Below are 13507 nucleotides of genomic sequence, written 5' to 3' on the forward strand. Positions count from 1 at the left end.
TATAGAAGAAAAGTAAAAGAGAGGTATACGAATGAAGCAGGATATGATTGTCATTTTGGACATGGGAGGCACGAATAATACAGTGCTTGCACGTCAAATCCGCAGCCTTGGGGTATATAGTGAAATTCATCCCCATGATATAACTGTGGATGAGATCCATGCACTGGAAAATGTAAAAGGAATTATTTTAAATGGAGGAGAAAACCGTATTGTAGACGGGCAGGCTGTGGATGTGCGGGCAGAACTTTATGAGTCTGGTTATCCCATGATTTCAGTGGACCATCCTACATCCAGATGTGAAAAACAATATGAGAACCTGCCGGACGATGAGAGGCTGAAAGAATTTGTATTTGGGCAGTGCGGGGCAGAACCAAATTGGAACATGAAGAATTTTGTGGAAGACCAGGCAGAATTAATCAGACGCCAGGTGGGGGGCCGCAAAGTACTGCTGGCACTTTCAGGGGGCGTGGACTCATCAGTCGTAGCGGCCCTGCTGTTAAAAGCAATTGGGCAGCAGCTGGTATGTGTCCATGTAAACCATGGCCTGATGCGCAAAAATGAGTCTGAGAGTGTTGTAGAAGTTTTTAAAAATCAGCTGCATGCTAATTTAGTATATGTGGACGCCACTGAGAGATTTCTAGGTAAACTGGCAGGAGTTGCAGACCCTGAGGAGAAGCGTAAAATAATAGGCGGGGAGTTTATACGTGTATTTGAGGAAGAGGCTAGAAAACTGGATGGCATAGATTTTCTGGGCCAGGGAACTATTTACCCAGATATTATTGAGAGTGGGACAAAGACGGCGAAAATGGTAAAGTCCCATCATAATGTTGGAGGCCTGCCGGAAGATCTGCAATTTGAGCTGGTGGAACCCTTAAAGCAGCTTTTTAAAGATGAGGTTCGCGCATGTGGAATCGAGCTTGGCCTGCCGGCACATATGGTATACCGCCAGCCATTCCCTGGGCCTGGATTAGGAGTCCGCTGCCTTGGCGCCATTACAAGAGACAGGCTTGAGGCAGTACGGGAGTCAGATGCAATTTTGAGGGAAGAATTTGAAAAAGCAGGACTTGATAAGAAGGTATGGCAATACTTTACAGTAGTGCCAGATTTTAAATCTGTGGGTATGAAAAACCATGAAAGATGTTTCGAGTATATGGTGATTGTGAGGGCCATCAATACCATTGATGCTATGACGGCAGATGTGGAAAAGGTAGATTGGGAAGTGCTTGATAAAATAACAAAGAGGATACTGGAGGAAGTGGGGAATGTGAATAGAGTGTGCTATGATATGTCTCCTAAGCCACCGGCGACGATTGAGTTCGAGTAGCTTGAAAAATCGCGGAAAAGCCCATAAATAAAGGCTTTGCGGGGTGTCGAAAAGACCAAATGGAGTGCAAATGGAGTTTAAAAATTATTTTTTTCTCTTGTTTATATTCCAGATTCACCTGCAAATTTCGTGAAATCGGTTATTCTCATAAAATAAAATTAGAGTAAATATGAAGAACAGTTTGTTTTGATTGAAGTGATTTTCGTCAAGGCAGACTGTTTTTTTGTTGCCTGCATTTAGAAAACAGATACCACAGAAAGGTTCTTTACTTTCGATGAGCTTAAACTCCATGACACAGTAATCACACTGATGGAGAATTAAAAAACAAGAAAATTTGATAAATTTCGGAAAATGATGTCCGATTTTGCATCTGCCAGTACAGAGTATATGAAGAGATAAATATTCAAAACACAGGAGGTACTGATTATGCAGAATAAATTATTTTTAAAGGCAGCCGATATATGTGAACTTCTGGAAGTAAAACAGACATCGGCTTATGAAATCATCGGAAATCTGAACAAGGAACTGGAAGAACAGGGCTACCTGACGCTTAGAGGAAAAGTTCCGACAAAGTATTTTGTGAAGCGTTTCTACGGAGTAGAAGATACTTGTGAGATTCCACAGGAAGAGGGAAAGGAATGGTTTCATGCGTAAGAGAAAAATGTATTTATCAGTGGAAGACATTGCAGAACTCTTTGGATTATCAGTTTCGTTTGCTTACCGGGTAGTGGAAAGAATGAATGCCGATCTGGCAAGCAAGAACTATTATGTGATTCTCGGTCGGGTGCCAACCCGCTATGTAGAGGACAAGATCTATGGTCTGGAACATGTTGAGCAGTATTTGAAGGAGGATAAAGCGGTATGAGTATGATGCAGGAAAAAATGTATATGGATGTGGATGATGTGTGTGCAATTCTTGGAGTTTCAAAAACTTATGCATATAGTCTGATGCGAGAATACAACAAAGAATTGAAGGCAAAAGGCTATATTGTAGTAGCTGGAAAAATCTCTACGAAATTCCTGGCAGAAAAGATTTATGGCATGAAAGTCGAGGATTAGCAATGGGGGTTTACAAAGAAGGAAAAAACTGGAAAGTACAGGTCTATTACAAAGACTGGCAGGGAAATCGGAAAAGAAAACAGAAAAGAGGATTCAGGACCAAGGGTGAAGCTAAGGAATGGGAAAGAGATTTCCTGCAACAGCAGAGCCAGGGTGTGGATATTGAATTTGGAAATTTTCTGGAGATTTATTACAAAGATATGGATGTCCGTCTCAGAGAAAACACTATGTACACGAAGCGATATATTATTGACCTGAAAATCAAGCCTTATTTTGAAAAGAAGATTCTCAGTGAAATTACGGTGGCAGACGTCCGTGCATGGCAGAATGAGTTGCTGACGTATAAGGATAAGAATGGAAAAGGATATTCTCCTACTTATCTGAAAACAGTGAACTGCCAGCTGACTGCAATCTTCAATTATGCAATGCGGTATTATAACCTGCAGGATAATCCCTGCAGGAAGGCAGGAGCGATTGGCAAGAGTAAAGGAGAACCGAAGGACTTCTGGATGCAGGAAGAGTTCAATGCTTTTCTGGAGACAGTAAGTGATAAGCCGGAGACAAGAATGGCGTTTCTTTTGTTGTACTGGACCGGAATGCGTATCGGTGAATTGCTTGCACTTACTTATAATGACATCAATCTTGAAGAGAAAACCATATCAATCAATAAATCTTATCAGAGACTGAAAGGAAAGGATATGATCACGCAGCCGAAAACTCCAAAGAGTATCCGTGTGATTACGATGCCGGATTTTCTTGCAGAGGAATTTCGGGAGTATTGCAGTCATTTGTATGGAATTATGAAAAAGGAAAGACTTTTTCGGTTTACCAAATCGCATATGGAACATTGTATGGCTACCGGAATCGAGCGGTCTGGTGTAAAGCGGATACGACTTCATGATCTCCGCCATTCCCATGCCAGTATGCTGGTTGATATGGGGGTGGCTCCATTGGAGATTGCAGAACGCCTTGGACATGAAAAGGTGGAAACCACGTTGAACACTTATTCACATCTGTATCCGTCTACACAGAGTAAATTAGCAGGTTTGCTAGATAAGAAACATGAGGAAGAGGAGGAATAAGCGATGGCTGGTGACAGACATGGAAAACACAACACAACGACCATTTCTTTTCGGGTGAATTCTTATGAAAAAGCAACAATTGAAGAACGAGTGAAAGTGAGCGGAATGAAAAAACAGGATTATATCGTCCGATCATGCATTTACAATCATGTATGTGTTGTTGGAAAGAAAGAAACAATTGAGATTATCCGGTCAGAAATGAAGGAAATGAGTTTGGTTTTGGAGGATGTGGCAAAAGATTTGAAGTCTGAAAAACCAGTTATTTCAGAACCGGTTCTTGATAGTATGACAGAACGGTATCTTGCATTTTTGGAAGCAGCATTATGGATGCTGAAAGGTTCAAGTTATTTATGGGAGGATAAAAAGGATGGAAGAGAAAGTAATGAAGGATTGTAAAGTGCTGGCATTGTGTTCACAAAAAGGCGGGGTTGGCAAGACAACAAGTTGCGTGAATCTGGCAGTCGGACTTGCAAAAGCAGGGAAGAAAGTGCTTGTGATTGACAATGATCCGCAGGGAAGTATGACAGCAAGTCTTGGGTATCATAACCCAGATGAATTACCAATCACACTGGCTACTATTCTGACAAAGATTGTAGAAGATGAACTATTTGAAAATACACTGGGAATTTTACATCACCAGGAAGGAATTGATTTGATTCCGGCAAACATCGAACTCTCTGGAATGGAAGTTTCACTTGTAAATATTATGAGCAGGGAACTTGTCTTAAAACAATATATAGAAAGAATGAGAGAAGAATACGACTATATATTGATTGACTGTATGCCATCACTTGGAATGCTGACGATCAATGCACTTGCCAGTGTCGATGCAGTTATTATACCTGTCCAGGCGGCTTATCTTCCTGTAAAGGGTCTAGAACAGCTGATACGGACGATAGGAAAGGTGCGAAGACAGCTTAACAAACAACTGAAAATTGGAGGTATATTGATCACAATGGTGGATAACCGAACGAACTATGCAAGAGATATATCTGATCTGATTTTTGATACATATGGAAACCAGATTAAGATTTTTCCACAGAGTATTCCATTTTCAGTACGAGCAGCTGAAATCAGTGCGGAAGGAATCAGCATATTTGAGCATGATCCAAAAGGAAAAGTAGCGGCTGCATATTGGCAGATGACACAGGAGGTGCTTTTGGATGAAAGGTAGAAGTGCATCGAAGATAAAACTGACATCTTATGATGAATTACTTGGAGGAGGAGAAGAAACGAACGATATCCAGCAGGTTTCACTTGAGCATTTACATTCTTTCGAGAACCATCCATTTCAAGTAAATGATGATGAGGCAATGGCGGAACTGGTGGAAAGTGTGAAAGAAGAGGGAATTCTTACAGCATTACTGGTACGACCGCTGGGTGATGGTGAATATGAAATCATCGCCGGTCACAGAAGGAGACATGCGGCACAACTTGCTGGTCTTAAAGAGGTTCCGGTTATTATCAGAAATATGGATCAAGATACAGCTGTCCGTGCGATGGTAGACAGCAATCTGCAGAGACCTAATATACTCCCAAGTGAAAAGGCATATGCTTACCGTATGAAGATGGAAGCAATGAATCATCAGGGAACATCAGGCGGTATCAGTGCGAAAGACATTGGAAAGAACGCAAATGACAGTGCAAGGCAGGTGTATCGCTATATCCGGCTTACTTATCTGATGAATGACCTATTAAACGCAGTAGATCGTGATGTGATCGGATTGCAGGTAGGTGTAGAGCTTTCCTACCTTACGGTTCCAGAACAGGAGATGGTGGAGGAAGTGCATGAGAGTACCGGAAAATATCCAAGTCTGGAACAGGCAAAAAAAATAAGGCAACATCGAGAAGAAAAAACGCTGACAAAAGAGATTGTGCGGCTCCTGGTTATAGGAGAGCGTAAAAAGAAAACAACGGTAACATTAAAACAGGGTGAAATTAAGAAGTATTTTCCTCCAGAGTATGATGAACAGAAGATACGGACTGTTATATGTCAGCTTTTGGAGGAATGGAGCAATCAGAATCATTGATAAGTACGAAGGGAGGGATGTGTCATGAGTATAAGAGCAACATTCCATTATTTTCAAGGAATGGAATGCGATATGTACAGTTTTTATCGTATTCCCAAACTGCTGTTTACAAGTGAATATTTTAAAAATCTCTCCTGCGAAGCAAAGGTGCTGTACGGACTGATGTTAGACCGGATGTCACTGTCCATCAAGAACCGGTGGTTTGATGAAGAGGACAGGGCATATATTTTCTTTTCGGTGGAAGAGATTATGGAAATGCTTAACTGTGGCAGGAATAAGGCTGTGAATTGTCTAAAAGAGCTGGATCAGGAAAAAGGGATTGGATTGATTGAGAAGAGGCGAATCGGACTTGGAAAAACAAATGTTATTTACGTGAAAAATTTCAGCCTGACAGAATATCCAGATGAGCCAGCAATCTTTGATTCGGAAGAAACACCGGAAAATGTAGCAGAGAGAAAAGAAAATACAGAGACAGAAATAGAAGAATATGCGAAAAAAGAGCCGGAAAAGCCCGTAAATACACAGAAGTTTGAAAAACAAACTTCAGGAAGTTTGAAAAATAAACTTCAAGAAGTTTCAAAAACAAACTTCAAGGAGTTTGAAAAACAAACTTCAAGAAGTTTAGAAAACAAACTTCAAGAAGTTTCAAAAACAAACTGTAATAATACTGAATATAATTATACTGAATTTAGTGAGAATGAATCTTATCAATATCTATCTGAACAAGAGAAAGGGAGAGATAGGATACAGGAGAGAAATGAGTATCGACAGTTAATTCATGATAATATCGAATATGAGACCCTTTGTCAGAGCTATGGAACTGGACGAGTAGAAGAGCTGGTAGAGCTGATGCTGGATGCAATATGTTCGACAAAGACATATCAACAGATCAATGGGGAAGCTGTGCCTACACAAGTGGTCAAGAGCCGTTTGCTCAAAGTCGGGTATGAACACATCCAGTATGTGTTTTTCAGTCTTGACAGGAGTACAAGCAAAGTGAAGAATATCCGGCAGTATATGCTGACGGTATTGTATAACGCTCCTGCAACAATCAATCAGTTTTATGATGCTGAAGTTCGACATGACATGTACTGGGGGAAGGATATTCCAGACAGGTAAGAACTTTGTGCCCACTGGGCACGAAGTTTAAAAAGAGATAGTCATATCTGGCAGATATGCTAAAATAACCTTGTGTCCACTGGGCACAAAGTAGGAGGAAGAATTATGTTGAGATTTATGATAAAACTGCCATTTCGAATTATTGCAGCTCCTGTTTGGCTGGTACTTGCAGCGGTGAATATTGTGCTGGTGTTCCTGGTTGGGTTATCTGCTGGATTCTGCTATCTGATAGCCGGAATCTCTGTTGTGACAGAAGTTTTGAGTATTGGGTTTGGAATCAGTACGGACTGGACAATGAAATCAGCGATTATTACGACAGTAGTGTTTGTTCTACTCCCACATATCGGTATGGGGATAGTTGCAGTAATTGAAGTTGTGAAATGTGGATTACAGGAATTTATTTTTGGATGATTGTGGAAAATATAGTGGCGCTATATGGAAAGGCAGAAATAAACAATGGAAGAATTATATAAAGTGATGGATGATTTGCTTGAGGTGGAATTTCAGATGAAAGCAGGGATGGATATTCTGAAAGAACTGGAAGAGTTTTATATGCTGGAAAAAGAAACCGAAAAATCGGATGCTAGAAAAGTAGCTGTGCTGATGAAAGGATATCTGCAGTCGATGAAGTCAAATATTCGAGAAATCATTCGTTATATTGATGACACGGCACTTGAAAAATCAAATGATAAAAAGAAAGATAAACAGGAATCTGCGAGCACCATATCCGAGGAAGTGCAGGAATTTGTGAATCTGACAATTACAGAGCATATGGGGAAAGCATATTCAGAATGGAAGTTAAAGCAGGATAAAGAGCCAGTAAGTGAGATTGATAAGAAATACCAGAAATTACTGGAAACGTTATCCCAAGAACAGGAAGAAGTGATTACGGAATACTGTAATGCAATTTTTAGCAGTGGAGCAGAAACAGAAGAATTTTTCTATCGACTGGGATTAAAAGATGGACTGAATCTGAAAAATACGGTAAAATCTGTATTAGAAATGATATCATGAAATCGGAAGTTGGAGGATACACGCATGAAAATTGTAATCATTAATGGAAGTGCCAGAAAAGGAAACACGCTGACAGCAATCAATGCATTTATAAAAGGAGCATCAGAAAAGAATGAAATTGAAATCATTGAACCTGACAAACTCAACATTGCACCATGCAAGGGATGTGGTGTCTGTCAATGCTCTAAGGGATGCGTCGATAAGGATGATACAAATCCTACAATTGATAAAATTGCTGCCGCAGATATGATTCTTTTTGCTACACCAGTTTATTGGTGGGGAATGTCAGCACAATTGAAACTTATCATTGATAAGTGCTACTGCCGTGGATTGCAGTTAAAAAATAAAAAAGTTGGCACGATTGTTGTAGGCGGTTCTCCCGTAGACAGTATCCAGTATGAGCTGATTGATAAGCAGTTTGACTGTATGGCAAAATATCTTTCATGGGATATGCTTTTCAAAAAATCATATTATGCAACAGCCAGAGATGAACTTGAAAAAAACAAGGATTCCATGAACGAACTTGAGGGGATCGGAAAAAATTTATAAAGCACGTTCCAAATTCCTGTTTGCATATTTCATCAAACGGTACATATTAAAATTAACACAAAGGGAGATGTTAGAATGAAAGCTCATGAATATTGGTCTGTCGGAGCATTGATAACGATGCTAGGAACTTTTTATAGCGGATATAAAGGTTCAAAATCAAGCCATAAATATTTTGCGGCAAGTTCTTTGCTTTGTATGATTATGGCTATTTACACAGGTCATAAGATGATATCTAAAAACAAGAAAACAAAGAAAGAACCAATATCATTAGGAAATGAAGAATAATACAATCAACCTTGTGCCCAGTGGGCACGAAGTTGGCATAGTCACTATGGTGTCAGGAGAAATCCTGGCATCTTTTTTTTATATCTTTTTACACTTCAAAAAATAATTTCAAAAAATTTCTAAAATCATGTCCGATTTTGTCGCTCCCAATACAGAGTATATGGAAGGCAAATTGAAAATCCTCTGATTTCCAAAAATCACAAACGTAAAAGAGGTTCAGACAGTTCTTCCGATTGCACCTTGACAATTGAAGGAGCTGATACATCTTGAGGAACATGCTTACCGGAGATAATCCGGCTCGTGCAGGCGAAGACTCCTATGGGAAGAGCGAAGCAATAATGATACCACCGAAGGGTACAGGACCTCTGCTGAAACAGAGACTGTGACTGTATTTTTACAGCCGGGTTATCTGGAATGATAACGATCAGATGTATATGTACAGACAAAGCCCAAATGTGAATACTTAGATTTTCTTATTTATATTACAGGAGAAATCCTGTAGCAAGTGGGGAATGGTTCGAATCCATTCCTCATTTTTTCGTGCAGAAAATGCACAGATTATTATCCTGTTTGAAATACCAGGGAAGGGTGTTGCAGGAAGAAAGGGAGGACAAAAAGAATGAATACGATTGTTTTAATGGGTAGACTTGCCAGAGATCCAGAAACTAAGCTGACATCTACGCAAAAGGGACAAACCAAAGTATCTAGGTTTCCACTGGTAGTAAAAAGAAATAGCACAAGCAAAGCATTTGTAGTGATGATCACAGCTTATGGAAATAATGCAGAATTTGTGGAGAAATATCTTGAAAAAGGAATTAAGATTGCTCTTTCCGGAGAGTTGGTAATCTCTCAGATCAAAGATGAACAGACTGGAACTGCATCCTATTATACCGAAGTCATTATGGATAATGTAGAGTTTGCAGAAGCCAAAACAAAAAAAGAAGAATCTGACGGATTTCAACCAGCAGAGAAGAGGAAGATTCCATTCGATATACCAGAAGAACTTGAACAAGAAATGCCATTTCGATAGGAGGACAAGATTTATGAGAAAATACTTTTTAGAATTATTTGCAATAGGATTGGTTGATTCAGAAGGAAGAATCAATACAGAACATATGACAAGTGATGCGCTTATGACTGCCATGAAAACAATGGAAGAGCTGACGCAAATGAAAATGGATCGTTTGGTTTTGGAAACAACAATGGAGATGATCTTATGTATGTTTGAGTCATGTGACACAGAGGAATTTACAGAAATATTAGGCAAGCTGCTTGGCGGAAAGCAGACTTCTAAAGTGACAGCTCATTTGGAAGCACTGGAGGAATTGTTGACAGAAGAGGAATATAGTAGTTTCCTTGCAGAATATCTTGGTTATTTAACCGTGAATGTAGCAGAGTTTATTAGGAGCACAATCATTGAAAATGGTTTGATGTTACTTGCCGGTTCAGGAGGAGAAGAGGATGGAGAAGAGGATGGAGAAGACGGATTATAAAATCACAGAGTTTCACAATTCGGAGTTTGGTTCCATCCGTATGATTGAAGATGGAGGCAGACTTTTATTTTCTGGAATTGATGTAGCATTTGCTTTGGGATATGCAAAACCAAGAAATGCGATAAATGTTCATTGCAAGGGGGCCCTGAAACGGGGCGTCCTTACATCAGGTGGGGTACAGCCAATGATTTTTATTCCAGAGGGAGATGTATATCGGCTGATTACAAAAAGTCGTTTAAAGTCAGCACAGAATTTTGAGAAGTGGGTATTTGATGAGGTACTTCCGGCTATTAGGAAAACAGGCGGATATTTAGAGACCGATCTTTTAGACAGGGTAAAAGATAACCCGGAACTTCTTTTGGAATTTGCCGAGAGACTTTTGGCAGAAAACAATCGAAATCGAGAATTGCAAAATCGTGTAAAGGATATGCAGCCAAAAGCAGATTATTATGATCATTTCATGATTACAGGAGAATGCACCAATATTCGAACGACGGCAAAAGAGATTGAATTTCCAGAAAGAAAATTTGTGAAACTTCTTTTAAATAGAGGATTTCTATATAGGAGTCCATCCGGCACGCTGTTACCCTATGCGGTGGAGAAGAACAATGATCTGTTTATTGTAAAAGACTATTTTAACAATGGACATCTTGGTTCACAGACATTGGTTACACCAAAAGGAAAAGAATTTTTTAAAGCGTTGTGTGCGGAGGAAGAGTAAAGAATGAAGGAGGTGGTTGCCATGATTACAGATCTGGACAGCAGTTAAATCGCTGAAAGGAGGGAAAATCATGCAGGAAGAGGTAACTCAGAAAACGGTCACGTTCTGCATTCGGACTACCAAAGTAACAGCAGATTTATTGAAAAAGGTTCTTGCTGCTTATCTGCGTCATCAGAAGCAGAAATCGGTAGAGAAGAAAGCGAAGAAGAATCAGCCGAAACAGGGAAAGGTCACGGTAAAAGAGCTGGCAAAACAAAATGCCGGGATGGTCAATATCGAGATCACAAATAAGAATATCAAGTCCTTTGAACGTTATGCCAGAAAATACGGGATCAATTATGCTTTGAAAAAAGATAAGAGTAAAGATCCACCGATGTATCTGGTGTTTTTTAAAGGACGTGATCAGGATGCCCTCAATGCTGCTTTCCGTGAGTTTTCCCAGAAACAGATTCAAAAAGCGAATAAGCCTTCTATTCACAAGCGTCTTGCAACTTACAGAGCAATGATGCCAAAGAAATCGAAGGACAAAGTAAAGAACCGGCATCAGGAGCAGAGCCGATGAAAAAGCAAATCGGTAAAAATCTGATGCAAAAATGGAAGAATAAGATCAGGGTCAGGCTGTCCGCCCTGGATAAAAAGAAACTGGTTCTTACCAATATCCCATATATCTTAACTGCTTTTTATACAAATCGGGCATCATTTCTTTACAGAAACAGTCTGGGAGAAGATATTGGGAACAAGCTATTATATGCGATGGAACATGCAGACAGGATTCTTACTGGATTGCAGCCAAGTTTTAACTGGCGTGATATGCTGACAGGAATTGTAGCAGCTGTCATTCTGAAATTACTGGTATGGCAGAAACAGTCAGATGCAAAGAAACTCCGGAAAGGAATCGAGTATGGTTCAGCCAGATGGGGAAACGCTGAGGATATTAAACCTTATATGTCGGAAGATCCCTGGATGAATATTCCATTAACAGCAACAGAAGCATTGACTATGGAAAGTAGACCTAAACAGCCAAAGTATGCAAGAAACAAAAATATAGTGGTCATTGGCGGCAGTGGTTCCGGAAAAACTCGATTTTTCGTTAAGCCGTCAGTCATGCAGATGAACTGTTCCATGGTCATTACAGATCCGAAAGGCACTCTGATCGAGGAATGCGGGAAGATGTTAGCAAAGGGACCACCTAAGAAAGATAAGAATGGAAATATTATGAAAGATAAATCAGGAAAAGTGGTACACGAACCATATGTGATTAAGGTTCTGAATACTATCAACTTTTCCAAATCGCTTCATTACAATCCATTTGCTTATATACGGTCTGAAAAAGATATCCTGAAGCTGGTTACAACAATTATTGTTAATACCAAAGGCGAAGGGGAAAAAGCTTCCGAAGATTTTTGGGTGAAAGCAGAGAAGCTGTTGTACACGGCATTGATTGCTTTTATCTGGTATGAAGGGGAGGAAGAGGAAAAGAATCTGAATACCCTTCTGGATCTTTTGAATGAAAGCGAAACCCGTGAAGAGGATGAAACTTACCAGAATCCAGTGGATATGATGTTCCAGGAACTGGAAGAAAGAGATCCGCAGCACTTTGCGGTCAGACAGTATAAAAAATACAAAATGGCGGCTGGCAAAACAGCCAAAAGTATTCTTATTTCCTGTGGTGCGAGGCTGGCACCATTTGATATAGCAGAACTTCGTGAGATCATGTCTTATGATGAAATGGAACTGGATAAGATCGGGGACAGGAAGACAGCCTTGTTTTTGATTATGTCCGATACAGATACAACATTTAACTTTGTGATTGCCATGTTACAGTCACAGCTTTTCAATCTGCTTTGTGACAAAGCAGATGATGAATATGGTGGAAGACTGCCAGTTCATGTGCGTGTCATTGCTGATGAGTTTGCCAATATTGGACAAATTCCTCAGTTTGACAAGCTGATTGCAACCATCCGAAGCAGGGAAATCTCTGCTTCTATTATTTTGCAGTCACAGAGTCAGCTAAAGGCAATGTATAAGGATAGTGCAGATACTATTCTGGGTAACTGTGATACCACACTATTTCTTGGAGGAAAAGAGAAAACTACTTTAAAGGAAATGAGCGAGCTTCTGGGTAAGGAAACCATTGACCTGTATAACACTTCGGAGACGAGGAGTAATCAGAAGTCTTTTGGATTGAATTACCAGAAAACAGGTAAACAGCTGATGACTGAAGATGAGATTGCAGTCATGGATGGAGGAAAATGTATCCTGCAGATCCGTGGTGCCAGACCATTTTTCTCGGACAAATATGATATCACGAAACACAAAAACTATCGGCTTCTTGCAGATGAAAACGAGAAGAACCGGTACAAAGTTGAGAAAGAGTTAAATCCGCAGTATACACCGAAATCTGAAGAAGAGGTGGAAGTAATTCATGTAGAACTGTCGGAGTAACCTTGGGAATGAACAGAAAATAATGAGGAAAGGAATAACTGACACTAGGTGCACCGGCTTTTTAGTCGGTGTATTTTCGTTCCCGCAAACACCTGAAAGAAGTCAGTTTTGGTGAATGTATATGGCATTTTTTAGCAGTGCAATTACAACTTTAAAAACTCTTGTAGTCGCAATCGGCGCAGGTCTTGGCGTGTGGGGTGTCGTAAACCTTCTGGAAGGATATGGAAACGACAATCCCGGTGCTAAGAGCCAGGGCATCAAACAGCTTATGGCTAAGTAGATGTAATCAAGAAAAGAAAGGAAAAGCACAATCCAGACGGAACCGGCGGTTGTGTCAAGAAATGTTTGTGGAATGGCAAGAACTTTGATATAATGGGAACAGGAAC

General features: G+C 40.0%; 19 protein-coding genes. All 19 read left to right on the plus strand.

The window, feature by feature from the left end:
• Positions 1-31 precede the first annotated feature (31 nt).
• The 19 genes from guaA (at position 32) to EFA47_RS19660 (ending at position 13401) form a co-directional block, all read left to right on the plus strand.
• Entirely contained in the window at positions 32-1324 is a 1293-nt protein-coding gene (gene guaA / locus EFA47_RS19570; protein ID WP_122644844.1) for a glutamine-hydrolyzing GMP synthase, read from the plus strand.
• A gap of 426 nt (positions 1325-1750) precedes the next feature.
• Positions 1751-1978 carry a hypothetical protein gene (locus EFA47_RS19575; protein ID WP_008705329.1) on the plus strand — a complete coding sequence of 76 codons (228 nt, stop codon included), beginning with the start codon at positions 1751-1753 and terminating at the stop codon, positions 1976-1978.
• Positions 1971-2189 (plus strand): hypothetical protein, encoded by a 219-nt coding sequence (locus tag EFA47_RS19580; protein ID WP_008393122.1) that lies wholly within the window; start codon positions 1971-1973, stop codon positions 2187-2189. Before EFA47_RS19575 ends, EFA47_RS19580 begins: the two co-directional genes overlap by 8 nt.
• Positions 2186-2383, plus strand: coding sequence for a MerR family transcriptional regulator (locus tag EFA47_RS19585; protein WP_024853999.1), 198 nt, complete (start codon positions 2186-2188; stop codon positions 2381-2383). Before EFA47_RS19580 ends, EFA47_RS19585 begins: the two co-directional genes overlap by 4 nt.
• A 2-nt stretch (positions 2384-2385) precedes the next feature.
• Positions 2386-3465, plus strand: coding sequence for a site-specific integrase (locus EFA47_RS19590; RefSeq protein ID WP_024854000.1), 1080 nt, complete (start codon positions 2386-2388; stop codon positions 3463-3465).
• 3 nt (positions 3466-3468) lie between these two features.
• Entirely contained in the window at positions 3469-3861 is a 393-nt protein-coding gene (locus EFA47_RS19595) for a plasmid mobilization protein (protein ID WP_044925303.1), read from the plus strand.
• Positions 3833-4639, plus strand: coding sequence for a ParA family protein (locus EFA47_RS19600; protein WP_026650281.1), 807 nt, complete (start codon positions 3833-3835; stop codon positions 4637-4639). Before EFA47_RS19595 ends, EFA47_RS19600 begins: the two co-directional genes overlap by 29 nt.
• Positions 4629-5495, plus strand: a complete 867-nt coding sequence (locus EFA47_RS19605; RefSeq protein ID WP_122644845.1) for a ParB/RepB/Spo0J family partition protein — start codon at positions 4629-4631, stop codon at positions 5493-5495. The genes EFA47_RS19600 and EFA47_RS19605 overlap by 11 nt, the downstream gene beginning before the upstream one ends.
• Positions 5496-5519: 24 nt before the next feature.
• Entirely contained in the window at positions 5520-6614 is a 1095-nt protein-coding gene (locus EFA47_RS19610) for a DUF6017 domain-containing protein (RefSeq protein ID WP_122644846.1), read from the plus strand.
• Positions 6615-6719: 105 nt separating this feature from the next.
• Positions 6720-7025, plus strand: coding sequence for a hypothetical protein (locus EFA47_RS19615; RefSeq protein WP_028087788.1), 306 nt, complete (start codon positions 6720-6722; stop codon positions 7023-7025).
• Positions 7026-7070: 45 nt separating this feature from the next.
• A complete protein-coding gene (locus tag EFA47_RS19620; RefSeq protein WP_122644847.1) occupies positions 7071-7628 on the plus strand; it encodes a hypothetical protein in 558 nt (185 codons plus the stop codon).
• 24 nt (positions 7629-7652) lie between these two features.
• Positions 7653-8177, plus strand: coding sequence for a flavodoxin family protein (locus tag EFA47_RS19625; protein WP_008119059.1), 525 nt, complete (start codon positions 7653-7655; stop codon positions 8175-8177).
• A gap of 75 nt (positions 8178-8252) precedes the next feature.
• Positions 8253-8462 (plus strand): DUF6219 family protein, encoded by a 210-nt coding sequence (locus EFA47_RS19630; RefSeq protein ID WP_009300563.1) that lies wholly within the window; start codon positions 8253-8255, stop codon positions 8460-8462.
• Positions 8463-9081: 619 nt separating this feature from the next.
• The gene (locus EFA47_RS19635) at positions 9082-9492 is read left to right on the plus strand and encodes a single-stranded DNA-binding protein (protein WP_122644848.1); all 411 of its coding nucleotides are present in this window, start codon (positions 9082-9084) and stop codon (positions 9490-9492) included.
• A gap of 13 nt (positions 9493-9505) precedes the next feature.
• Complete coding sequence (locus tag EFA47_RS19640) at positions 9506-9955, plus strand: hypothetical protein (RefSeq protein ID WP_026650179.1); 450 nt, start codon at positions 9506-9508, stop codon at positions 9953-9955.
• Complete coding sequence (locus tag EFA47_RS19645; RefSeq protein WP_226852932.1) at positions 9924-10676, plus strand: phage antirepressor KilAC domain-containing protein; 753 nt, start codon at positions 9924-9926, stop codon at positions 10674-10676. The genes EFA47_RS19640 and EFA47_RS19645 overlap by 32 nt, the downstream gene beginning before the upstream one ends.
• Positions 10677-10746: 70 nt before the next feature.
• Positions 10747-11238 (plus strand): PcfB family protein, encoded by a 492-nt coding sequence (locus EFA47_RS19650; protein WP_026650181.1) that lies wholly within the window; start codon positions 10747-10749, stop codon positions 11236-11238.
• Positions 11239-11261: 23 nt separating this feature from the next.
• Positions 11262-13121 carry a VirD4-like conjugal transfer protein, CD1115 family gene (locus EFA47_RS19655; RefSeq protein ID WP_330512253.1) on the plus strand — a complete coding sequence of 620 codons (1860 nt, stop codon included), beginning with the start codon at positions 11262-11264 and terminating at the stop codon, positions 13119-13121.
• 121 nt (positions 13122-13242) lie between these two features.
• Complete coding sequence (locus tag EFA47_RS19660) at positions 13243-13401, plus strand: Maff2 family mobile element protein (protein WP_164690077.1); 159 nt, start codon at positions 13243-13245, stop codon at positions 13399-13401.
• Positions 13402-13507 lie beyond the last annotated feature (106 nt).

The organism is Luxibacter massiliensis (genome assembly GCF_900604355.1).
In the GTDB taxonomy this organism is placed as follows: domain Bacteria; phylum Bacillota; class Clostridia; order Lachnospirales; family Lachnospiraceae; genus Luxibacter; species Luxibacter massiliensis.

Bases quoted from the DNA above. Each gene is read 5' to 3' on its own strand.
- EFA47_RS19615 (WP_028087788.1), top strand. From the start codon at position 6,720: ATGTTGAGATTTATGATAAAACTGCCATTTCGAATTATTGCAGCTCCT.
- EFA47_RS19625 (WP_008119059.1), top strand. From the start codon at position 7,653: ATGAAAATTGTAATCATTAATGGAAGTGCCAGAAAAGGAAACACGCTG.
- EFA47_RS19640 (WP_026650179.1), top strand. From the start codon at position 9,506: ATGAGAAAATACTTTTTAGAATTATTTGCAATAGGATTGGTTGATTCA.
- EFA47_RS19595 (WP_044925303.1), top strand. From the start codon at position 3,469: ATGGCTGGTGACAGACATGGAAAACACAACACAACGACCATTTCTTTT.
- guaA (WP_122644844.1), top strand. From the start codon at position 32: ATGAAGCAGGATATGATTGTCATTTTGGACATGGGAGGCACGAATAAT.
- EFA47_RS19650 (WP_026650181.1), top strand. From the start codon at position 10,747: ATGCAGGAAGAGGTAACTCAGAAAACGGTCACGTTCTGCATTCGGACT.
- EFA47_RS19575 (WP_008705329.1), top strand. From the start codon at position 1,751: ATGCAGAATAAATTATTTTTAAAGGCAGCCGATATATGTGAACTTCTG.
- EFA47_RS19590 (WP_024854000.1), top strand. From the start codon at position 2,386: ATGGGGGTTTACAAAGAAGGAAAAAACTGGAAAGTACAGGTCTATTAC.
- EFA47_RS19620 (WP_122644847.1), top strand. From the start codon at position 7,071: ATGGAAGAATTATATAAAGTGATGGATGATTTGCTTGAGGTGGAATTT.
- EFA47_RS19635 (WP_122644848.1), top strand. From the start codon at position 9,082: ATGAATACGATTGTTTTAATGGGTAGACTTGCCAGAGATCCAGAAACT.
- EFA47_RS19605 (WP_122644845.1), top strand. From the start codon at position 4,629: ATGAAAGGTAGAAGTGCATCGAAGATAAAACTGACATCTTATGATGAA.
- EFA47_RS19600 (WP_026650281.1), top strand. From the start codon at position 3,833: ATGGAAGAGAAAGTAATGAAGGATTGTAAAGTGCTGGCATTGTGTTCA.
- EFA47_RS19660 (WP_164690077.1), top strand. From the start codon at position 13,243: ATGGCATTTTTTAGCAGTGCAATTACAACTTTAAAAACTCTTGTAGTC.
- EFA47_RS19645 (WP_226852932.1), top strand. From the start codon at position 9,924: ATGGAGAAGAGGATGGAGAAGACGGATTATAAAATCACAGAGTTTCAC.
- EFA47_RS19580 (WP_008393122.1), top strand. From the start codon at position 1,971: ATGCGTAAGAGAAAAATGTATTTATCAGTGGAAGACATTGCAGAACTC.
- EFA47_RS19610 (WP_122644846.1), top strand. From the start codon at position 5,520: ATGAGTATAAGAGCAACATTCCATTATTTTCAAGGAATGGAATGCGAT.
- EFA47_RS19630 (WP_009300563.1), top strand. From the start codon at position 8,253: ATGAAAGCTCATGAATATTGGTCTGTCGGAGCATTGATAACGATGCTA.
- EFA47_RS19655 (WP_330512253.1), top strand. From the start codon at position 11,262: ATGCAAAAATGGAAGAATAAGATCAGGGTCAGGCTGTCCGCCCTGGAT.
- EFA47_RS19585 (WP_024853999.1), top strand. From the start codon at position 2,186: ATGAGTATGATGCAGGAAAAAATGTATATGGATGTGGATGATGTGTGT.